Genomic DNA, 21,943 nt, shown 5'->3' with positions numbered 1-21,943 from the left:
GTCACTTCAAGCCTAGCCTCTTGGCCATGCGCCCCAGGTTGGCGCGGTCCAGGCCCAGCTCGCGGGCGGCGCTGGCCCAGTTGTGCTGGTGGCGCTCAAGGCAGGCGGTGATCAATTGGCGCTGATAGTTTTCGGTGGCCTGGCGCAGGTCGCCGATGCCTGGGCCGTCTGTCCATTCTGAGGGGGCCGGGGCTGCGGGCGCGACCGGGGCCGAGGCGTCCGGCAGGTCCAGGTCGGCAGCGCTCAGGCTGAGAATCTTCGGCCGTTCGCGGCAATTGCCCAGGGCCTTGAGGGCGCTGCGGCCGATCAGGTGTTCCAGCTCACGCACGTTGCCCGGCCAGGCGTAAGCCAGCAGTGCAGCCTGGGCATCGCTGGTCAGGCGCAGGCTGCCCAGGCCCATGCGTGAACGGTTCTGTTCGAGGAAGTAGCCGCTGAGCAGCAGCACGTCGCGGCCGCGATCGCGCAGTGCCGGCACCAGCAGCGGATAGACGCTGAGGCGGTGATAGAAGTCCGCGCGATAGCGGCCGCTGCGCACCTCTTCGGCCAGGTCGCGGTTGGTGGCGGCGATCAGGCGCACGTCGACCTGATGTTCCTGGTCCGAACCCAGGCGTTGCAACTGGCCGCTTTGCAACACACGCAGCAGTTTGGCCTGCACGGCCAGCGACAGCTCGCCGACTTCGTCGAGAAACAGCGTGCCGCCATTGGCCAGCTCGAATTTGCCGCGACGGTCGCTGGTGGCGCCGGTAAAGGCGCCGCGCACATGGCCGAACAGCTCACTTTCCACCAGGGTGTCGGGCAGGGCGGCGCAGTTGAGGCTGATGATCGGTTTGCTGGCCCGTGGCGAGGCGGCGTGAATGGCCTGGGCCACCAGTTCCTTGCCGACCCCGGTTTCGCCGGTGATCAGCACGGTCAGGTCGCTGCCGCCGACCAGGCCGATTTCCTCCAGCAGGCGTTTGTGGGCCTTGCTCTGGCCAATCATCTCGCGGTTCTGGCCACTGGCCTGGCGATAGACCTCGGCGCGCTGATGTTCGTCCTCGGCGCGCAGGGCCAGGCGCTCAATGCGTTCGGCGGCGTTGACGGTGGCCGCCGCGAGGCTGGCGAAGGCTTGCAGGGCGTCCAGTTCGATAGGCTCCAGGCGCTGCGGGTCGAGGGCATCGAGCGTCAGCAGGCCCCAGGGGCGTTCGTCGATAAACAGCGGGCAGCCCATGCAGTCGTGGACTTCCAGGTGTTCATGCAGGCCATCCACCAGGCCGTCGTAAGGGTCCGGCAGGTCACTGTCGCTGGCGAAGCGAGTCGGGCCGGGGTGGCTGAGCAGGGCGGCGAAACGCGGGTGCTCGCTGACCTTGAAGCGGCGGCCCAAGGTGTCGGTGCTCAGCCCGTCCACCGCCAGCGGCACCAGCCATTCGCCGTCCAGGCGCAGCAGCGCGGCGGCGTCGCAAGGCAGCAGGGCGCGCATGGCTTCCAGCAGGCGGCGGTAGCGCTCGCCCTCGGGCAGTTCGCGGGACAGGTCGGAGACCAGGGGCAACAAGGCGGTGAGCAGGGATTTTGCGGTCATAATGACTCCGTATGGTCTAAATGACTATAAAGGCCGAAGTGTCGATATGACTACACTTATTTCAACTTATTGATTTATATAAATTTTATTGTTGGCACGAAAACTGACTGGTAAAGGGCAACCTGCAAGTAGTCAGAAAGCTCAGGAGTTGTACTTATGCTTAGCGTCGAAGATCGTGCCATCATCAAATCCACCGTTCCGCTGCTGGAAAGCGGTGGCGAAGCCCTGATCACCCACTTCTACCGGATGATGCTCTCCGAGTATCCGCAGGTGCGCCCGCTGTTCAACCAGGCGCACCAGGCCAGCGGCGACCAACCACGGGCCCTGGCCAACGGCGTATTGATGTACGCCCGGCACATCGACCAGCTCGACCAATTGGGCGATCTGGTGGCCAAGATCATCAACAAGCACGTGGCCCTGCAGATCCTGCCGGAGCATTACCCGATCGTCGGCAGCTGCCTGCTGCGCGCCATCTCCGAAGTGCTGGGCGAGGAAATCGCCACGCCAGCGGTGATGAACGCCTGGGGCGCGGCCTATAACCAACTGGCGGAGATCCTGATCGGTGCCGAAGGCGCGATCTACGACCAGAAGGCCCAGGCCCCGGGTGGCTGGCGCGGCGCGCGGGAATTCAAGCTGGTCCGCCGCGAGCAGGAGAGCGCGGAAATCACTTCGTTCTACTTCGAGCCTGTGGATAACGGCTCGATTCTCGCTGCCGAACCCGGTCAGTACATCGGCATGCAGCTGTTCCTCGATGGCGAGGAAATCCGCCGCAACTACTCCTTGTCGGCCCTGTCCGACGCTGGCCAATACCGCATCAGCGTCAAGCGCGAAGCCGGTGGCCGCGCTTCCAATTACCTGCACGACCAGTTGCAGATCGGCGCCAGCATCCAGCTGTTCCCGCCAGCGGGCGAGTTCACCCTGGCGGACAGCGACAAGCCGCTGGTGCTGATCAGTGGCGGCGTCGGCATCACCCCGACCCTGCCGATGCTCGAAGCCGCGCTGGCCACCGAGCGCCCGGTGCACTTTATCCACTGCGCGCGCAACGGCGGGGTGCATGCGTTCCGCGATTGGGTCGACAGCCTGGCCGCGCGCCATCCGCAACTCAAGCGCTTCTACTGCTACGCCGAAGACGACGGCGTCAGCCCGGCGGCGGACAAGGTGGGTCTGCTGAGCCAGGAGCAACTGGCCGAATGGTTGCCGCAGGAGCGTGACCTGGACGCCTACTTCCTCGGCCCGAAAGCCTTCATGGCGGCAATCAAGCGCCACCTCAAGGCCCTGGGCGTACCGGAAAAACAAAGCCGCTACGAGTTCTTCGGCCCGGCCGCGGCGCTGGAGTAACCCCACCGGCCAGCCTCCGCCCGGAGGCTGGCCTCTTTGTAGCCGCTGGCGCAGCCTGCGATCGAGCGCGTAGCGCTCGCAACACTGTCCCCGAGTACCTCAGGCAAACCGCGAGCTAGGCTTGACGGTCGCTGCGCAACCGATCGCAGGCTGCGCCAGCGGCTACAGGGCGCACTCGTAAAAATCCTTTAAAGGTTAATCCGGTCTTAACCTGTTTATCGTTAATTCCCCGATGCTGATGATAGGCGCTCGTTCGCACTGATCAGGATCATTCCATGCTCTCAGCCATTCCCCGCTTTACCCTGGCCGCAACCTTGCTCGCCAGCCCCCTGGTTTTCGCCGAGCCGGCCTTGCTTCAAGCACAGGCGCTGATCGTCGATCGGAGCTTGCCCCAGGCCCAACGTGAAGCCATGGAGCTGGCCGCGCGGCGCTATGGCAGTTTCTGGAACAGCGGTGATGAAAGCCTGGCCAGGGCCGCATTGGCGGAGAACTTCGTCGATATGACGCCGCCGGAAGGGCGGGGCCAGGGCCCGACCGGGCCGCTGCTGGCCTCGCGGCTCTTTCGCACGGCGGTGCCGGACCTGAGCGCGCAAATCGAACAGATGATCGTGGCCGGGGATCGCGTGGTGGTGCACCTGCATTTCCGTGGCCACTTCAGCGGGACCTTCAATGCACTCAAAGGCCACGGACAGCGTGTAGACTTCCGGGCAACCGATATCTATCAGATCGCCGATGGCCGAATCACCGCCAATTGGCATATCGAAGACAACCTCAGCCTGATGCTGCAGCTGCAAACGCCGCCGTCGGGCTGAACCACAGACAGAAAGGAATTGAGGATGACAGACGACATACTGCGCTTGGGGCGCGAGCGACGCTTCCTGGTGTTGCTGGGAGTGATCTGCCTGGCGCTGATCGGTGGTGCGCTGTACATGCAGGTGGTTCTGGGCGAGGCGCCGTGCCCGCTGTGCATCCTGCAGCGCTACGCGTTGCTGCTGATCGCCGTTTTCGCTTTCATCGGTGCGGCCATGCGCACCCGTCGCAGCATCACCGTGCTGGAAGCGCTGGTCGTCGTCAGCGCATTGTTCGGTGCGGCGGTGGCGGGGCATCACGTCTACACCCAGGCCCATCCCGCGGTCAGCTGCGGTGTCGATGTGCTGCAACCCATTGTCGACAGCCTGCCATTGGCGAGCGTCTTCCCGCTGGGGTTTCAGGTCGATGGTTTCTGCTCCACGCCGTATCCGCCGGTGCTAGGCCTGTCCCTGGCGCAATGGGCGCTGGTGGCCTTCGTGCTGACGCTGATACTGGTGCCGTTGGGCATCATTCGTAACCGTCGCCAAAACGCCTGACCCATGCCCCAAAAGCCCCGGTGCCGATGTTCGGAACCGGGGCTTTTTTACGTGTAGGACAATGTGTGAAGGAGGCGTGACATGGGGCAAACGGATGCGCGATAAAAGTGCGACATGTTGTCACACGATGGGTGTCGCAGCTGTGTTTCTGCGGATGACGGCACAGCGTTTTTTTTATCTCGAAGACGGAAAAAGTCTGTCAGTTCATGTTGGCGCCGGCGGCGGCCAAACAAGCATAGCCTGCTATCTAAATAAATTGGTTCAGCCCTCGTACTACAAGGGATAGCGCGATGCCATGGGCGAACTTTCCGCCGCTGGGAAGGGCCCTTTCCGACCTGGCGTGAAGGCGTTTTCGGGGCTTTTTATTGCGAATGAATATCGATATGATCGCGCCCCGTTGCAATAATCGTCACGCATTGTTGCGCTAGCCGATAAAAATTATTTCGGGATAAGACATGGTTTATAAAACGCTACATATCTACAATCGCCCGCACTGAATTTCCGGCGCTGCTCACCCTGAGCTTACGGCGGCGGTCGAGGGGCGTTGAACGCTCCATGCGACCCCAGGTGTCGGCACCTTCCAAATATCCGCACCAAATGGAATTGGTCTGTAACAAGGCCTTTGACCACGAATTCGAATAAGAACTCACTGCTAGCCCAGGATTTGTCAGACAGCGCGTAACGCGCAGGGCAGGCCCTTATTCAATCGAAGAAAAAATGCCAACCCTTGGCACGGTGAAGTGTTGGCCATCAAAACCCAACTGCATTGCGCAAGCTGCTTTAGAGGTCGTGAGATGAGTAAAAACAGGTACCCCCGATTACTAGGCTTTTTGCCGCTGCTCAGCATGTTGTTGCTGGGAGGCTGCAAATGGACCTTGCTCGACCCGAAAGGACAGGTCGGTCTGGATGAACGAAACCTGATCATCACCGCTACCCTGCTGATGTTGCTGGTCGTGATTCCGGTGATCGTGATGACCTTCGCGTTCGCCTGGAAATATCGCGCGTCCAACACCAACGCGACCTACGCGCCCAAGTGGTCGCACTCCACCAAGATCGAAATCGCGGTCTGGCTGGTTCCGATCCTCATCATCATTGCCCTGGGTTATGTGACCTACAAGTCCACCCACGCGCTGGACCCGTATCGTCCTCTGGAATCCGACGTCAAGCCGATCAACATCGAAGTGGTCGCGCTGGACTGGAAGTGGTTGTTCATCTACCCGGACCAGGGTATCGCTACGGTTAACCAAATCCGGTTCCCGGAGCACACTCCGCTGAACTTCAAGATCACCTCCGACGCCGTGATGAACTCGTTCTTCATCCCTGCTCTGGGCGGCCAGATCTACGCGATGGCAGGCATGCAGACCAAGCTGCACCTGATCGCCAACCAGAAAGCTGAAATGGAAGGCATCTCCGCTAACTACAGTGGCGCTGGCTTCACCGGCATGAAATTCAAAGCGATCTCGACGAGCCAGGAAGATTTCGACGCCTGGGTAGCCGAAGTCAAGGCCGCACCTAAACAGCTTGATCAAGCTGAATACGAAGCCCTTGCCAAGCCAAGCCAGAACAACCCTGTCGCGCTGTACTCCTCGTACACGCCGGACCTGTTTCAGAAAATCGTCGACAAGTACGAAGGCATGAAACCAGGCAAGCCGGTCAAGCACGAGAAGAAAGAAGTGGCCGCTGTGGAAGGGACTGATATGAGCTCGCATTCAGCTGCTGGGGCAGAGGAGTAAACGATGTTTGGTAAATTAAGTCTGGACGCGATACCGTTCCACGAGCCGATTGTCATGGTCACCGTTGCCATGATCATCCTCGGTGGTCTGGCGCTTGTCGCGGGTATCACGTACTTCAAGAAGTGGTCCTACCTGTGGACCGAATGGCTGACTTCGGTCGACCACAAGAAAATCGGCGTGATGTACATCATCGTCGCCATGGTCATGCTCCTGCGCGGTTTTGCCGACGCGATCATGATGCGTACCCAGCTGGCCATGGCCACCGAGGGTTCGCCGGGCTACCTGCCTCCTGAACACTATGACCAGATCTTCACCGCCCACGGTGTGATCATGATCATCTTCATGGCGATGCCATTCTTCACCGGCCTGATGAACCTTGCAGTGCCGCTGCAGATCGGCGCGCGTGACGTGGCCTATCCGTTCCTCAACTCCCTGAGCTTCTGGCTGCTGGTTTCCGGCGTCGTGCTGATCAACCTGTCCCTGGGCGTCGGCGAATTCGCCAAGACCGGCTGGGTTGCGTATCCGCCGTTGTCGGGGCTGCAATACAGTCCGGGCGTGGGTGTTGACTACTACATCTGGGCGCTACAGCTATCAGGGCTGGGGACAACGCTAACGGGGGTCAACTTCCTGGCCACCGTGCTGAAAATGCGTACTCCGGGCATGAAGCTGATGGACATGCCGATCTTCACCTGGACCTGCACCTGGGCCAACGTGCTGATCGTCGCTTCGTTCCCGATCCTGACCGCTACCCTGGCACTGCTGACGCTTGACCGTTACATGGATTTCCACATTTTCACCAATGAACTTGGTGGCAATCCAATGATGTACGTGAACCTGTTCTGGGCTTGGGGTCACCCTGAGGTGTACATCCTGATCCTGCCGGCGTTCGGTATCTTCTCCGAAGTCATCTCGACGTTCTCGGGCAAGCGCCTGTTCGGCCACCACTCGATGATCTACGCTTCCGGCGCGATCTCGGTACTGGGCTTCATGGTCTGGCTGCACCACTTCTTCACCATGGGTTCGGGGGCCAGCGTCAACGCCTTCTTCGGCCTGGCGACCATGCTGATTTCCATCCCGACGGGGGTGAAGCTATTCAACTGGCTGTTCACCATCTACCACGGCCGTCTGCGTATCACCAGCCAGGTCCTGTGGACCCTGGGCTTCATGGTGACCTTCGCCATCGGCGGCATGACCGGCGTACTGCTGGCCATCCCGGGTGCTGACTTCGTACTGCACAACAGCCTGTTCGTGATCGCGCACTTCCATAACGTGATCATCGGCGGTGCGGTATTCGGCTACATCGCTGGCTTCAGCTTCTACTTCCCGAAAGCATTCGGCTTCAAGCTGCACGAAGGCTGGGGCAAGGCTGCATTCTGGTTCTGGATCTCGGGCTTCTTCGTCGCGTTCATGCCGCTCTACGCACTGGGCTTCATGGGCATGACCCGTCGCCTGAACGCCACCACCAACCCTGAGTGGGTGCCGTACCTGTACGTCGCCATGTTCGGTGCGGTGATGATCGCCATCGGTATCGCCTGCCAGTTGATCCAGCTGTATGTGAGTATCCGTGACCGCAAGCAGAACCAGTGCGTGTCCGGCGACCCATGGAATGCGCACACCCTGGAATGGTCGACCTCGTCGCCACCACCGTTCTACAACTTCGCCGTGCTGCCTAAGGCCGAGACTATCGACCCGTTCACCGAAGCCAAGGAAAACGGTACCGCGTACCAGAAGCCTGCTCGCTACGAGCCGATCCACATGCCAAACAACACCGCCACCGGCTTGGTGATGGGTGCTCTGTTGACCGTCTTCGGTTTCGCGATGATCTGGCACATCTGGTGGCTGGCGATCGCGAGCCTGGCCGGTACCGTGATCTATTTCGTGATCCACGCGGCTCGTGATGATCAAGGCTACATGGTGCCGGTCGACGTGATCGAACGCATCGAAGCCGAGCAGCACGCTCGCCTGGTAGCCGAGAAGAAGATTCCGGCCAACCGTGTAGAAACCTCGTTGGAACAGGCTTAAACCATGTCGAACTTAGTGACCAATGCTGGACACACCCATGTCGATGACCATGGGCATGATGACCATCACCACGACTCGGGCGAGATGACCGTCTACGGTTTCTGGCTCTACCTGATGACCGACTGCATTCTGTTTGCGTCGATCTTCGCGGTGTACGCGGTACTGGTAAACAACGTAGCGGGTGGCCCGTCGGGCCACGACATCTTCGAACTGCCATACGTGCTCGGCGAAACCGCCTTGCTGCTGTTCAGTTCGATCACCTACGGCTTCGCCATGCTGGCGTTCTTCCGGGGTAACAAGAAGCAGGTCCTGGGCTGGTTGGCCATGACCTTCCTGTTCGGCCTGGGCTTCATCGGCATGGAGATCAACGAGTTCCACCTGCTGATCTCCGAAGGCTACGGCCCTAGCCGCAGTGGCTTCCTGTCCGGGTTCTTCACCCTGGTCGGTACCCACGGTCTGCACGTGACCAGCGGCCTGATCTGGATGGCGATCATGATGTATCAGGTCAACAAGCACGGCCTGACTGCAACCAACAAGACCCGCCTGAGCTGCCTGAGCCTGTTCTGGCACTTCCTGGACGTGGTCTGGATCTGCGTCTTCACCGTTGTTTACCTGATGGGGACTATGTAATGGCTAATGCACACTCCCATGACAGCCATGAAGCTGGCCACGGCAGCGTAAAGTCGTACGCCATCGGCTTCATCCTGTCGGTGATCCTGACGATTATCCCGTTCGGCCTGGTGATGTACCCGACCCTGCCGAAATCCATCACCCTGATGATCGTTCTCGCCTTCGCGGTGATCCAGGTCCTGGTTCACCTGGTGTACTTCCTGCACCTGGACCGTTCCGAGGCCCAGCGTAACAACGTGATTGCGTTCGTCTTCGCTGCCCTGGTGATCGTCCTGCTGGTTGGTCTGTCGTTGTGGATCATGTTCAGCATCCACACCTACATGATGGCGAAGTGAGGTAAGACCCGATGTCGCTCAAGCACTTTATCCAAATCACCAAACCGGGGATCATTTTCGGTAACGTGCTTTCTGTGGCGGGCGGTTTTTTCCTGGCCTCCAAGGGACATGTCGATCTGGCCATCTTCCTGGCCGCGATGATCGGCACGTCCCTGGTGGTAGCTTCCGGTTGCGTGTTCAACAACTGCATCGACCGCGACATCGACCTGAAGATGGAGCGCACCAAGAACCGCGTGCTGGTTCAGGGCCTGATCTCCCTGAAAGTGGCACTGGTCTACGCGACCATCCTGGGTGTCGCTGGCGTTGCGTTGTTGTACAAGGTGGCCAATCCGCTGGCGGCGCTGTTTGCCGTGATCGGCTTTGTCATCTACGTCGGCTTCTACAGCCTGTACCTCAAGCGCAAGTCGGTGCACGGCACGCTGGTGGGCAGCCTGTCGGGGGCGATGCCGCCGGTGATCGGTTACGTGGCCGTGAGCAACAGCTTCGACATGGCTGCGCTGACCCTGCTGGTGATGTTCAGCCTGTGGCAGATGCCGCATTCCTACGCCATCGCGATCTTCCGCTTCAACGATTACCTGGCCGCATCGATTCCGGTGCTGCCCGTGAAGCGCGGCATCCTGGTGGCCAAGAAGCACATCCTGCTCTACATCCTGGCGTTCCTGGTGGCGACCCTGATGCTGACCTTCAGCGGTTATGCCGGCATGAGCTACCTGGCCGTCGCGGCCGCGATGGGCATGTACTGGCTGTACATGGCCTGGACCGGCTACAAGGCGGTGGACGACACCGTCTGGGCCCGCAAGCTGTTCGTGTTCTCGATCTTCACCATCACCGCGCTGAGCGTGATGATGTCCCTGGATTTCAAGGTACCGAGCGAGCTGCTGCTGACCTACGCGCCATAAGCTGCAACGCTGTAAAAAAGCCCCGCCTTCGACAGAAGCGCGGGGCTTTTTTATTGAGTGTCAGTCGGTAGGCTGTTTAAATATTCAAATGACTCTATTCATGCAGGAAGCAGAATAATGAAGAAAAAAGCTGTTGTTGTATTTAGTGGTGGCCAGGATTCGACAACCTGTCTGATCCACGCATTGCCGCTCTATGATGAAGTGCACTGCATTACCTTTGATTACGGCCAGCGCCACCGCGCGGAAATAGAAGTGGCGCAGCAGCTGGCGAAACAATTGGGGGCGACAGTCCACAAAGTGCTGGATGCTTCGTTGCTCAATGAATTGGCGATCAGCAGTCTCACTCGGGACAATATCCCGGTGCCGACGGTGAACAGTTCGGGCGAAAGCCTGCCCAGCACTTTCGTGCCGGGAAGAAATATTCTGTTTTTAACCCTGGCTTCTATCTATGCCTACCAGGTAAAGGCTGAAACGGTCATTACCGGGGTATGCGAAACAGACTTCTCCGGCTATCCCGATTGCCGTGACGAGTTTGTAAAGGCCTTGAACAAGGCCGTCGAGTTGGGCATGGAATACCGCCTGCGCCTTGAGACTCCACTGATGTGGCTGAACAAGTCGGAAACTTGGGCCCTGGCCGATCATCACCATCAATTGAGCCTGGTCCGCGAGCAAACCCTGACCTGCTACAACGGCGTTATCGGCAGCGGCTGTGCTAATTGCGATGCATGCAATCTTCGCAGCAGAGGGCTGAATGAATATCTGGGGAACAAGGCAGAAGTCATGAACAGCTTGAGAAGCAAGATGAACTTGCAATGAAGGCTTGATCGACCGTCTCAATGGAATTCAACACTGCATCTGCCTGCCGGATGAGTGTTGAATCCATCAGCTTGAGCCAAGCGTGGTCGTACTATTTTGCTTGGCTGTCCGTTATGTATTTCTTGAACAGTGATCTTGCGCCATAGGCCGGCAAGATGTTGAAGAAGGCAAAACATACCTTGATCGCGATCTGCACATAAATCATGTTCAGGATGTCGTTGTTCTCCATCGAGCCGTAAAAGGCAATGTAGCAAAACACGAAGCTGTCAATAATGACCGCGAACAGTGTGCTCAAGAATATCCGCAGGAACAGGAATCTGGAGTTGGTCAGCTCTTTTATCTTGCACAGCAAGTAAGAGTTTATGTTTTCCGACACCAGGAACGACACCGACGACGCCACCAGAACCGATGACACATGAATGATCACGTCATTGTACGGGGTGTCGAGCTTCCAGCCCGGCAGGCCGGGAAGAAAGGTCGAGCCATACAGAAGGACGATAATCATGGCGTTGCTGGCGAAGGCAAAGAAGATCGCTCTTCTTGCCAGCCTGAGGCCAAAGTTTTCGTTCAGCAGGTCAACGATCAGGAAGGTCAGGGGATAAAGGAAAGTCCCCGGCGTTATGATGATATCCAGTGATTCAAGATAAATCGGTTTGGTGGCGGCAATACTGGTGAATATGTAGAAGGTAAAGAGCAGCAAGTTCAGGATGATATAGACCATCCATGAATTTTCATGACGGTCGCTCAGGTCGTAGGCGGTAAGTGCTCCTCCCTGGGAGTAGAACTTCTTGTAGATATTCTTAACTTCCATTTTGTTCAGGTTTTCCATTATTTCGCTGTTCAGCACTTCGCTTAATTTGATTTTTATGACCTTGCCGGTGGCGATGATCATGATCACGGCCAGGCTTTTGTTGTTTTCAAAGCCCAGGAGTTTGTATTTGCTGTTCTCGAGTTTGCCCTCATAGGCCGTCATTGAATCGCTCCTCGATGATGTCACCCACCACCAATACCCGGTCTGAGTCGGAGCATGGTTCATTGACGATGAACAGCTTCCTGGTCTGCCGGTCGTAGACCAGCTTTTCCTTGTCGTCGGTCGATGTGCCCTTTTGAATGATCAACAGGTCGCCAGCTTCGTACATGCCCTTGATTTCATTCTCGAGCAGCACCGCTATCAAGTTGAAGGACGCGCCGAAGTAATAAGTCAACGGATGAAGTATGGCCAGTTCGCCAATCCGTTTATCCATATTGATCATCAACAGGCTTTCCTTGAGGATCGGAACCGCCGACGGGTTCATGTTTCCTTGGGGGGAAATACTGCTGTCGATGATTTCCTTCTCTTGAAAATCGACGGTTTCTATTTCTTCGTAGGAGACACCGAAGAAATCGGAAATTTTGCGAATGGTGGACTGCTGTACGTTACTGACCTTGCCTTCCAGGATGTTGTAGATGGTCGTCCGGGTCAGGCCGCTGGCATTGCACAAAGACAATTGCGTCTCGCCGCGGCTTTTAATCAGGTATTTGATATTGCTCTTCAAATACTCTGTTCGTTCTCTTCTGTGCATCAAATGCTCACCATTTCCTTATAGTCGCCACGCAGATCTTTCATGAAGTGCGTGTCTTGCATGACATTCGACTAGTTCGACGCCACAGGGCGTGAGCAGTCGGATTGATGCGGCAAGAGTTTGTCGAGGTCTTTCGGGGGCTGTACCAACTCGCGAGTACTCCTTTAACCAGCCTGCACCCATCCTGGGATATTTCGCTGTCGGTATGGGGCGCGCTCGGATTTTCGGGAGGATCCGGACCGGGGCGCGCCGCGGGAGGCAAGTGTTGCATGTCCCAGTCATCACAATAAAGCCCCGAAATGCGCAAAACCCCCGCCTGATCGACGAATATCGAGCAGCAGCGCAAATCCGGCTATTCAGAAAAGAAGCATTTTGTTTGGAAAATGTTTAATTTTTTGCTTAATTAGCGGCTCGCGAACGTTAAACAAGGAAGCGTGCTGTCGTTCGTGGCATGCAAAGACAAGGAAGGAATACCGAATGATGGCAGCTGATGCAGCACCGCTCAGGAACCAGGCCGACCTGTTGCGACGAGGTTTGGCGGATCTGCGAACTGAAGACGCCGAGCTGGCTGGGATCCTGGACGCCGAGGTCACCCGGCAACACCGCACACTGTCCCTGGTTTCATCTTCCTGCGCAGCCAACCCGCGAATCCTCGCGGCGTCTGCTTCGGCGCTGGTCAACGTCACCGCCGAGGGCACGCCCGGCAAGCGCCACCATGTTGGCTGCGAAAACGTCGATCTGGTCGAATCCCTGGCGATTCGCAGGGCCCGGGAGCTGTTCGGCGCGCAATATGCCAGCGTGCAGTCGCACTCTGCCTCGAACGCCAACTACCAAGTGCTTGCGGCACTGCTCGAGCCTGGGGACACCATTCTCGGAATGGCCCTCGATCACGGCGGGCATCTGACCCACGGCAGCCCCGTCACATTCACGGGGGCCAACTACAAGGCGATCCGCTACGGCACCACCGCGCAGGGCGTGATCGATTACGCAGAGGTACGCCAACTGGCGCTTGCCCACCGTCCGCGCATCATCATCTGCGGTGCGACGGCCTATTCCCGGGTCGTCGACTTCCAGCGCTTTCGCGCCATTGCCGACGAGGCCGGGGCCATCCTGCTGGCGGATATTTCCTATATCGCCGGGCTGGTGGCCACGGGGCGACACCCGAGCCCGATCGACGTGGCGCACGTCACCACCGCGTGCACCCACAAGCAACTCGCCGGGCCGCGTGGCGGCCTCATCCTTTCCGGGCGCGATGCCGACACCAAGGTTCCCGGCCTGAGGGCGAGCTTCAGTCGTGTGCTCGAGCAAGCGGTATTCCCGCGGATGCAGGGCTCGCCGGCGGTCAACATGATCGCGGCCAAGGCCGCCGCGCTGGGTTATGCAATGTCCCCGGAATTCGACGCCTACATGGGGCGGATTCGCAGCACGGCCGTTGCCATGGCCAGTGCATTCATGGCGCAGGACTACGAAGTGGTGGGCGGGGGGACGGAGAACCACACGATCCTGCTCAAGTTGCGCGGGGGCATCAGCGGTTCAATTGCCGCCTCGGCACTGGAGCGCTGCGGGATCATCGTGAGCAAGAGCCGCGCCCTGGGTGAGACCCGGTCCTCATTCGTCGCCAATGGCTTGTGCATCGGCACCGGCTCGATTGCCCAACGCTACATCGACCCCCAGGGGTGTCGTGACGTGGTCGACCTGGTGTGCCGGATACTGGATAAGGTGACGCCCCTCAGCGAGCAGAAGTATCGCCTGGCGCCTGAGTTGCAAGAGCAGTTCCGCCTGCAGACCGAGGCGTTGTGCGCGATGTATCCCATCGCCGATTACCGGGGCAACTGAGGCCGCCCCGGCCTTTCATTCGAAGGAGCCAGCCAGTGAAGGGCGCACTGGCTGCTGCCCGATCCGTCCTGCGCGAGCAGGTTACAGCTGTTGTAGCGCGCTATAGCCTTCGAACGCGGTCTGCTGCTGGATCGCGGTGACGATGTTCTTGCGGGTGGCCGGCTGTTCGTTGCCGTCCTTGTCGAGGAACACTTCGCTTGCCAGCTCCGCTTCGTCGCCTTCGCCGACAAAGGCGAAACCGAGGAACTCGAAGGCTTCACGGTCGACGTTGGCCTTGGAGCGCGGGCGGATCGGCAGGGTAACGCTGATGCCGTCCTTGCTGATGGCGAACACTTCCATTTCCTTCTTCGGTCGCGCCTTGCTCTTGCTGCCGCTCGGGTTGCTGATGGCCTGGTGGGTCTGGTTCAGCACTTTCAGCGCCAGGCCGTAGACCAGCTCCTGGAAGCTCGGATCGTCCTTGTAGCTGGACAGGATGCGGCTGATCGGGAACTTGCTGCTCAGGTCTTCCAGGGCGGCGCTGTCGGCGGCCTCGGCGTCCTTGAGCTGTTTGAGCTGGCCCATGAGTTCATAGGCACGGTCATCGTCGAAACGGTCGTGGGCCTGGCGGATCTCGGCGCGCAGTTCACGGATCTGGTCGCTTTCCTTGGACGACTGGAAAGCGTCGAGGACCATCTCGCTGATGGTCTTGGCCTGGGAAACATGCTGTGAAAGATTGATGGCGTTTTCGTATTCGGCTTTGGACGACAAGGCGTTTACGGATTCTTCTGTATTGGAATCGGACATTGATATTTCACTTACTTCTTTTAACTGGAAATGAGGCTAGAAAAGCACCGGGCCTTTTCAGGGCGCCTAATTTATGGGACCGACGCCCCATTGTCACGGGCGAACGGACCGGTGCGAAAAAGCGTGGCTCTACTGACCGGCGAACGCCGGGAAAATTCCGCCGCCGATCACGCCGGCCGAGCGCTTGCCGGGCAACGCCTGGCGCCGTCCGGCCGGTGGCTGCGGCGCATTGGCTTCAGCGTTGCGCCTGCTGGTGAAACTCGGCGAACGAGACCATGCGCTGGCGCGCCGGGTCCCACAGCTTGAGCCGCAGGCAGCGGTAGATATCCCGTGGATGCAGGGAGGTGGTGATCGGCGATTGCAGCGCCGGGATCGCTGCCATGGCTTGCGGCAGGCGATAGAAGGGGATGCCCGAATTGGCGTGGTGCACATGGTGGTAGCCGATGTTGGCGGTGAACCAGGCCATGAGCGGGCCGGTGCGCATGTAGCTGGAGGAGAACACCGCGGTGGCCGCGTAGTCCCAGTCGGCGCGCTCGGGGTAGCGCACGCCGGGGAAGTTGTGCTGGCAGTAGAACATGTAGGCGCCCAGCGCCGAGCCGGACAGGCTGGGGACCAGCACCCCATACAGCAGGATGTCCGGCGCCAGCAATGCCAGGGCGACGGCGCTCGCCAGGTTCAGCGCCAGGGCCAGCAGCGACCAGAGTCGATGCCGTGGCTGGGTGATCAGCGAAACCATGCAGATGCTGAAAATAAAGATGCTGAATGATGCCAGCAGGATCATCAGCGGGTGCCGGGCGATGCGGTAGCGCAAGCGCTTGAGGCGTCCGGCCCGGGCATATTCCTCGGTCGACAACAGGGGAAAGGTGCCCAGGTCGGTGTGGGTGGACAGCAACGGCAGGCGGCTTTTTTCCGCGCCGACGTACTGGCAGCTGTGGCCGTGGTGGTAATCGTGGGATTGCTTCCACAGCGTTGGCGGGGCCATCAGCAGCAGGCCGAAGGTCTTGAAAAACACCTCGGCGAAGCGCGAGCCCTTGAGGATCGCGCCGTGCATGTAGTCGTGATAAAGCACGAACATGCGCACCAGGGACAAGCCCAGCAGCACGCTGCAGCCCAGGCGCAGCGGCCACCACAGCGGCAGGGCCACGGCCGCGCCGAACAGCCCGATCACCAGCAGCGTCGAGTAGAAATGCCACCAGCTCAGGCGGCGGTTCTCCACGGTAAAGGGCAGGGTCTGGCGAATCAGCTCCTTGCCGTAACGCGCCAGCTGCTCGCGGTTCAGGCCGTCGGTGGGCCAGGGGATGGCTCCCGGCTGGTGCGGCTGCGGGTCTGAATCGGCGGGGCAGAAAGGAGAGGCGGTCGAGGTGTCCAGCGTGCGCATGCTCGGTGCTCTCCTTAGCCGATAACCGCTTCGTGGGGGCTGTGCTGCATGAACAGCTGTGGCCGCCGGTCCTTCCACGGGCGTGCCTGTTCCAGCTGGCCGGCTAGGCGGAACAGCAGGCCTTCCTCGCCAAAGGCCGCGCTGAGCATCAGGCCGATCGGCAGGCCCTCGGCGTTCCAGTGCAGCGGCAGGGAAATCGCCGGTTGCCCCGAGGCGTTGTGGATGGCGGTGAAGGGGCTGTAGTCGATCAGCGGGCCGTAGGTGCTTTCCAGGTCGCTGGAGTGGATATCCACCACGCCGTTGCGCAGCGGCGGCCGGGCCAGGGTCGGGGTCAGCCAGCAATCGTAGCTCTGGTGGAAGCGTGCCATTTCCCGGCCGACCTGCTGCAGCACCAGCTCGGACATCTGGTATTCCACCGCGCTCACGCCGAGGCCGCGTTGATGCACGGCGCGGGTCAGGTTTTCCAGCTCGCCGGGCAGCGGACCGCGTCCCAGTTGCAGGCTCATCAGTTCCACGGCGAAGGCGATCCCGGAAAACCACAGGGCGCTGAAAGCTTCGGCGAAGCTTTGCAAATCCAGCTGCGGCGCGGCTTCTTCCACGTGGTGGCCGAGGGATTCGAGCAGACGCGCGGTGCTTTCCACCGCCGCGACGCAGTCGGGGTGCAGCGGCCGCCCGGCCGGGTCGGTGCTGGAAAAGGCGATGCGCAGGTGCCCCGGTTCCTGGCCGAGCTGGTCGAGAAAGCGCCGGTGCATGGGCGGCGCGCGATACGGGTCGCCCGGCACCACGCCGTGGGTGGCGTCGAGCAGGGCGGCGCTGTCGCGCACGCTGCGGGTCAGCACATGTTCATCCAGCAGGCCGCTGAGCAGCTCGCCGAAGTCCGGGGCCAGGGAGTTGCGCGCCCGGGTCGGCTTGAGGCCCACCAGGCCGCAGCACGAGGCCGGAATGCGGATCGAGCCGCCGCCGTCGTTGCCGTGGGCCGCCGGGACCATACCGGTGGCCACCGCGGCGGCCGCGCCGCCACTGGAGCCGCCGGTGGAATATTCAAGGTTCCACGGGTTGCGCGCCGGGCCATGGAAGGCGCCTTCGGTGGTGGGCAGAATGCCGAACTCCGGGGCGTTGGTCTTGCCGACGAACACCAGGCCGGCCTGGCGAAAGCGCTTCACCAGCTCGCAGTCCTGGGGCATCACCCGTGTTTTCAGCATGCGCGAGGCCAGGCTCGAAGGCAGGTCCTGGCAGTCGCCGAGGATGTCCTTGAGCAGGAACGGCACACCGTGCAGCGCACCGATCGGCGGTGCCTTGTCCTGGGCGGCGGCCTGCGCCCGGGCTTGCTCGTAGGCCTTGTAGACCACGGCGTTGACCGCCGGGTTGAAGGCTTCGATGCGGCGTATGGCTTCCTCCAGCAGTTCGGAGGGGCGTACCTGCCCGGTCCTGACCAGATCGGCCAGGCCGACCGCATCGAAGGTGGCGTATTCGCTAAAAGACATCCTGTTCTCCCGTGCTGTGCACGCTGCTGGCGATACCGGAGCGCTCCCGCTCCGGCCTGGGTTTCATGACATGGCCGGTTACACAAGCCCGGCTTGCGCGGGCCCGGATATCGGCTTCACATCCTTGAAAAAGGCTGATGACTGCGCCTGACATGGCAAAAAGCCATGCATGCATCGAGCCGTGAGGCGAATATGCGCCGGGGGCGGAAATTGCGGGTATACGCCGTTCGGAGTATTAACTTCGACTGCGCGCTCCCAGAGGATGATCAAGCGTAATGGATGCGCAAGGCCGCAGATTTCGGGCCTTGCGGGAGATGGCTAAGTACGGCTGCCTGGACACAAAATAATGACTACGAACGACCACGATAGCGACGTTCCGTATGTGAATTTTTCGGAATGTCTGCAGCTTCACGCACATACGATCCCGGACCGATTGGCCTATCGTTTTCTGCATAACGGGCGAGACGAAGAAACCCTCATCACCTTCTCTGAACTGGACCGCGCGGCAAGAGCCGCGGCGGCCCGGTTGCAGGTGCATTGCCGGGCGGGAGACAGGGTGCTGATCCTGCTCAAGCCGGGCCTGGACTACGTGATTGCCTTTATGGGCTGTCTGTATGCCGGCCTGGTGGCGGTGCCGGCCTACCCGCCGGGGGCGACCAAGACCCTGGACCGGCTGGACGGCATCATCGACGATTGCCAGCCGACGGCGGCTCTGGCCAGTGGCGAGGATGTCCCGACCATCCAGGCCCGGCTGGGGCAGGCGCAGAGTCCGCGGGTGCTGGACATGGCGAGTCTCGACCTGGCCCTGGCCAGCGAATGGCGGGCCGTGCCGATGACCCGCGACGATATCGCCTTTTTGCAATACACCTCCGGCTCCACCGGCACTCCCAAAGGAGTGGCGGTGACCCATGGCAACCTGATTCACAACTCGCGCAGCATCAGCCGCGGCTTCCTGACCCACAAGGACAGCCACCTGGTCAGCTGGTTGCCGCCGTATCACGACATGGGCCTGATCGGCGGCATCCTGCAATCCTTGTTCGTCGGCTTCGGCTCGACCCTGCTGGCGCCGATCCACTTCCTGCAGCGGCCGTTGCGCTGGTTGCAGGCCATCAGCACCTATCGCGGCACCGTCAGCGGCGGGCCGAACTTCGCCTATGAATTGTGCCTGCGCAAGATCAAGGACGACGAACTGGCCGGCCTCGACCTGAGCAGCTGGGAGGTGGCCTTCAACGGCGCCGAGCATGTGCGGGCGCAGACCATTGCCGCCTTCCATGAGCGTTTCGCCCGCGCTGGTTTTGCCAGCACCTCGGCCTTTCCCTGCTACGGGCTGGCCGAAGGCACGCTGATGGTCAGCGCCGGCGGCAGCAAGCGCGAGCCGGTGATCCGCCAGTTCCACGCCGGCTTGCTGGAGGACAACGTGGCGTGCCTGCATCAAGGCCCGGGCAGCGACGCCGAGTTGCGCCTGCGCACCCTGGTCAGCAGTGGCCGCGGGATTCCCGGGCAGGGCCCGTTCATTTGCGACCCGCACACCGAGCAGCCGCTGGAGGACGGCCGGGTCGGGGAAATCTGCATCCTCGGCGACAGCGTCGCCAGCGGTTACTGGCAGCGCCCGGAGAGCACCGCGGCGGCCTTTCGCCCGGCACCGCCGACGCTCGGCTGGTCGCGTTACTTTCGCACCGGCGACCTGGGGTTCCTGCTCGACGGCGAGCTGTTCGTCACCGGGCGGCTCAAGGACCTGATCATCGTCAATGGCGTCAATCACCACCCCGGCGATATCGAGAACACCGTGCTGCGCACCCATGACAGTTTTCGCCCGGACGGCACCGCGGCCTTCAGCATCGAGACCGGCGACAGCGAGCAGGTGGTGATCGCCCAGGAAATCGAACGGCGTGCCTTGCGCAGCCTCGACCTGCCGCAGCTGTTCAGCGACTTGAAGGCGCGGCTGTGGCAACAGCACCAACTGGCGCGGCCGGTGCTGTTGCTGGTGTTCGGCGGGTCGTTGCCGCGTACCTCCAGCGGCAAGATCAAGCGCCAGGAGTGCCGCAAGCAGTTCGCTCCCTGGCTGGCGGCGCAGGGCGGCTCCGCGCCGGCCGAAGCGCATCCGCTGGACAAGTCGGTGGTCGCGGTGGAGAGCAATGGGCGGATCCTGCGTGACATCACCGCCGACAGCCAGGTCGTGGAAGCATGACCAGTCTATCGATCGGCCCGGTGCATGCGCCCAAGCCCGCGGCGCTGCTGTTCGCCCAGCCGGCCTTCTGCGAACCGCGGCTGGAACTGGCCAGCCGCCCGCGGTCGGTGCTGTCGTTGCCGCCCACCGACAGCCAGCAACGGCTGCAACTGACCGGCGTGCTCAACTCCATCACCTCGGCGCGCAGCATTGCCGAGCTCACCCAGCAGACCGAACTGGCGCTGCCGCAGATCCTGCCGTGCGAGAACTTCGTGTTCGCCAGCGGCCGGGTCCGCGCGCACCGGGTGTTCTTTTCGCACCTGATTCATCCGGACAGCGTCTCCGATGACCTGATCAAGGCCATCGTCGGCCGCGACGGCATGATTCCGCCGCTGGGCATCGACCCCATCGAGCATTGCGGGCGCCCCAAGTTCACCACCCTGGAGCGCCTGGGCAGCTCGCCGGACCAGGTGTGGGCGAAGATCTTTCGCGAACATGGCATACGCAACCTGGGCTGGACCCTGCTGCCCGGGTTGCACCGCAACACCTTCACCGGCTACTTCTTCCACAACATCTCGGCCACCGTGGCCCACGAAAGCAAAATGCGCATGATGGTCTTCGCCCCGTACCTGCACATCGCCCTGAACCGGGCGCTGGGCAGCAAGCTGTTGCGCCACAACCCGGGGCCGAACCATCAACTGTTGTCCATCCTGTCCAGCCGCGAAGCGGAGATTTCGCGCTGGGTGGCCCGAGGCAAGACCAACTGGGAGATTGGCCAGATCCTCGGCATCAGCGACAAGACCGTGAAAACCCACCTGCAGAACATTTTCTCCAAACTCCAGGCGTCAAGTCGGGCGCAGATCGCGGCGTTGTTCTGCGACGAGTGAGTACTGCCTGCTTCTTTCATTTGGTAACCCTTCCACAGTGCTGACGGGGGTCAGTGCTTCGGCGTTGTGTGCGCCTCTGTTGCAGCGGCCGGTCGATGTTCGATTGGCCGTGATGACGTTTGTGGGCGCTGCATTTTTTGGACGGGGTACATATCCGTTCCTGCGGTAACGGCGGCTGGCGGTTTCGCCCTTACGGCGACTCACTTTTTTCAGACGCCGGAATGCCGGCCCAGCAAAAAGTAAGCAAAAACGCTTGCCCCTGCGTACGGCCTTCGCTGCGCTCAGGTTCTCTCGCTCCGGCCTCCCGATGGGGCGGGTAGATCAAAATCAAAAGCCATGCGCGACCTACCGGTCGGCGCTCCGTAGCCGCTGCCGAGCCCGCGAGGCTGCGATCGACTGCGCAGCAGGCGCAGGATCTTGAGACCGCTGGAGGACCTTCGGTCCTATCGCAGCCTGCGGCAGCGGCTACAGGGGGTGTGGGCGTTAGTTCGTGTAAGGCGCCGTCTGAAAGTGAGGTTCTTCCCGATGGGGCGTATGGATCAAAAGCCATGCGCAACCTGCCGGCCGGCACTAAACCCTGTAGCCGCTGCCGAGCCTGCGAGGCTGCGACCGACCCCGCAGGGGGCGCAGGGATTTTGAAACCGCTGGAGGACCTTCGGTCCTATCGCAGCCTCGCCATAGCTCGGCAGCGGCTACAGCGCTCGCTACTCCTTACGGAGTATTGAGCTCGGCCGGCATGACGCCGAGCATCGGGGTGTAGCAAATAGCCTGCTGTAGCGGGTTGTCCACACTCAAAACGCACTTGCATCAAGACGCCTGCCCAAGCGTTCAACCGGTGGTTTCACCACGCGGTTGGCGCGGGCCAACGGCCATGCAAAGGAAGCGAAATACGCTGGGAGGCGACTGTGCATATAGACGAAATAACCTTTGCCGTGACCGAAACCCTGGCCAGCCTGCTGGAGGTCGACTCCGGGTCGCTGGACGTCGAGCGTTCGTTCCATGAGATGGGCGTCGATTCGGTATTGATCGTCGGCCTGTCCGCCGAGTTCGAAGACCGTTTCGGCATCTCCCTGGACCCCGAGCTGGCCTACCAGCACGACACCGTGAGCAAGGTCAGCCGGCACCTGTACGGCGTCATCAACCAGGGCGCGCTCGGCGCGGTGGGGAGGTAA

19 protein-coding genes are annotated in these 21,943 nt (G+C 60.9%); 13 read left to right on the top strand and 6 right to left on the bottom strand.

From position 1 onward, the window contains the following. Window position 1: 1 nt before the first annotated feature. Entirely contained in the window at window positions 2–1,555 is a 1,554-nt protein-coding gene (gene norR / locus BLV20_RS14575; RefSeq protein WP_092302565.1) for a nitric oxide reductase transcriptional regulator NorR, read from the bottom strand. Window positions 1,556–1,711: 156 nt separating this feature from the next. On the opposite strand from norR, the gene hmpA reads away from it, so the two are divergent. The 9 genes from hmpA (at window position 1,712) to queC (ending at window position 10,674) form a co-directional block, all read left to right on the top strand. Then, window positions 1,712–2,893 (top strand): NO-inducible flavohemoprotein, encoded by a 1,182-nt coding sequence (gene hmpA, locus BLV20_RS14570; RefSeq protein ID WP_092302563.1) that lies wholly within the window; start codon window positions 1,712–1,714, stop codon window positions 2,891–2,893. A 275-nt stretch (window positions 2,894–3,168) separates the two neighbouring features. Continuing rightward, window positions 3,169–3,705: an ester cyclase gene (locus BLV20_RS14565; protein WP_092302561.1), complete on the top strand. Its 537-nt coding sequence runs from the start codon at window positions 3,169–3,171 to the stop codon at window positions 3,703–3,705. Between the two features lie 24 nt (window positions 3,706–3,729). Next, window positions 3,730–4,239 (top strand): disulfide bond formation protein B, encoded by a 510-nt coding sequence (locus BLV20_RS14560; protein WP_092302559.1) that lies wholly within the window; start codon window positions 3,730–3,732, stop codon window positions 4,237–4,239. A 794-nt stretch (window positions 4,240–5,033) separates the two neighbouring features. Beyond that, on the top strand, window positions 5,034–5,972 hold the full coding sequence (gene cyoA, locus BLV20_RS14550; RefSeq protein WP_092302557.1) for a ubiquinol oxidase subunit II: 939 nt from the start codon (window positions 5,034–5,036) through the stop codon (window positions 5,970–5,972). 3 nt (window positions 5,973–5,975) lie between these two features. Beyond that, window positions 5,976–7,994, top strand: coding sequence for a cytochrome o ubiquinol oxidase subunit I (gene cyoB / locus BLV20_RS14545; protein ID WP_092302555.1), 2,019 nt, complete (start codon window positions 5,976–5,978; stop codon window positions 7,992–7,994). A gap of 3 nt (window positions 7,995–7,997) precedes the next feature. After that, window positions 7,998–8,624, top strand: coding sequence for a cytochrome o ubiquinol oxidase subunit III (locus BLV20_RS14540; protein WP_092302553.1), 627 nt, complete (start codon window positions 7,998–8,000; stop codon window positions 8,622–8,624). Next, window positions 8,624–8,959 carry a cytochrome o ubiquinol oxidase subunit IV gene (cyoD, locus tag BLV20_RS14535; RefSeq protein WP_092302551.1) on the top strand — a complete coding sequence of 112 codons (336 nt, stop codon included), beginning with the start codon at window positions 8,624–8,626 and terminating at the stop codon, window positions 8,957–8,959. The genes BLV20_RS14540 and cyoD overlap by 1 nt, the downstream gene beginning before the upstream one ends. Before the next feature lie 11 nt (window positions 8,960–8,970). Continuing rightward, the gene (gene cyoE, locus BLV20_RS14530) at window positions 8,971–9,858 is read left to right on the top strand and encodes a heme o synthase (protein WP_025806166.1); all 888 of its coding nucleotides are present in this window, start codon (window positions 8,971–8,973) and stop codon (window positions 9,856–9,858) included. A 117-nt stretch (window positions 9,859–9,975) separates the two neighbouring features. Continuing rightward, complete coding sequence (queC, locus tag BLV20_RS14525; protein WP_007929707.1) at window positions 9,976–10,674, top strand: 7-cyano-7-deazaguanine synthase QueC; 699 nt, start codon at window positions 9,976–9,978, stop codon at window positions 10,672–10,674. A gap of 91 nt (window positions 10,675–10,765) precedes the next feature. Here queC and BLV20_RS14520 read toward each other — a convergent pair whose 3' ends face one another. Further along, the gene (locus BLV20_RS14520) at window positions 10,766–11,647 is read right to left on the bottom strand and encodes a queuosine precursor transporter (protein ID WP_092302549.1); all 882 of its coding nucleotides are present in this window, start codon (window positions 11,645–11,647) and stop codon (window positions 10,766–10,768) included. Next, window positions 11,634–12,236, bottom strand: coding sequence for a helix-turn-helix transcriptional regulator (locus BLV20_RS14515; protein WP_092302547.1), 603 nt, complete (start codon window positions 12,234–12,236; stop codon window positions 11,634–11,636). The genes BLV20_RS14520 and BLV20_RS14515 overlap by 14 nt, the downstream gene beginning before the upstream one ends. Before the next feature lie 480 nt (window positions 12,237–12,716). Between BLV20_RS14515 and glyA the strand changes: the two genes are divergently transcribed. Then, entirely contained in the window at window positions 12,717–14,072 is a 1,356-nt protein-coding gene (glyA, locus tag BLV20_RS14510; RefSeq protein ID WP_092302661.1) for a serine hydroxymethyltransferase, read from the top strand. Window positions 14,073–14,153: 81 nt separating this feature from the next. Here the strand turns inward: glyA and BLV20_RS14505 are convergent, their stop codons facing one another. From BLV20_RS14505 to BLV20_RS14495, 3 genes are all read right to left on the bottom strand, one after another. Further along, window positions 14,154–14,855: a hypothetical protein gene (locus tag BLV20_RS14505; protein WP_092302545.1), complete on the bottom strand. Its 702-nt coding sequence runs from the start codon at window positions 14,853–14,855 to the stop codon at window positions 14,154–14,156. Window positions 14,856–15,090: 235 nt separating this feature from the next. Then, complete coding sequence (locus BLV20_RS14500; RefSeq protein WP_092302543.1) at window positions 15,091–16,233, bottom strand: fatty acid desaturase family protein; 1,143 nt, start codon at window positions 16,231–16,233, stop codon at window positions 15,091–15,093. Window positions 16,234–16,247: 14 nt separating this feature from the next. Next, window positions 16,248–17,717 carry an amidase gene (locus BLV20_RS14495; protein WP_092302541.1) on the bottom strand — a complete coding sequence of 490 codons (1,470 nt, stop codon included), beginning with the start codon at window positions 17,715–17,717 and terminating at the stop codon, window positions 16,248–16,250. Window positions 17,718–18,063: 346 nt separating this feature from the next. Here BLV20_RS14495 and BLV20_RS14490 point away from each other — a divergent pair, with 346 nt between their 5' ends. From BLV20_RS14490 to BLV20_RS14480, 3 genes are all read left to right on the top strand, one after another. Beyond that, a complete protein-coding gene (locus tag BLV20_RS14490; RefSeq protein ID WP_092302539.1) occupies window positions 18,064–19,905 on the top strand; it encodes a fatty acyl-AMP ligase in 1,842 nt (613 codons plus the stop codon). Further along, window positions 19,902–20,771, top strand: coding sequence for a LuxR C-terminal-related transcriptional regulator (locus BLV20_RS14485; RefSeq protein WP_092302537.1), 870 nt, complete (start codon window positions 19,902–19,904; stop codon window positions 20,769–20,771). The genes BLV20_RS14490 and BLV20_RS14485 overlap by 4 nt, the downstream gene beginning before the upstream one ends. Before the next feature lie 905 nt (window positions 20,772–21,676). Further along, complete coding sequence (locus BLV20_RS14480) at window positions 21,677–21,943, top strand: acyl carrier protein (RefSeq protein WP_139192703.1); 267 nt, start codon at window positions 21,677–21,679, stop codon at window positions 21,941–21,943.

It is taken from the genome of Pseudomonas sp. NFIX28, from assembly GCF_900107395.1.
In the GTDB taxonomy this organism is placed as follows: Bacteria; Pseudomonadota; Gammaproteobacteria; order Pseudomonadales; family Pseudomonadaceae; genus Aquipseudomonas.
Note: the sequence above shows the minus strand (reverse complement) of the source record. Positions and strands in the feature narration are given on the sequence as shown.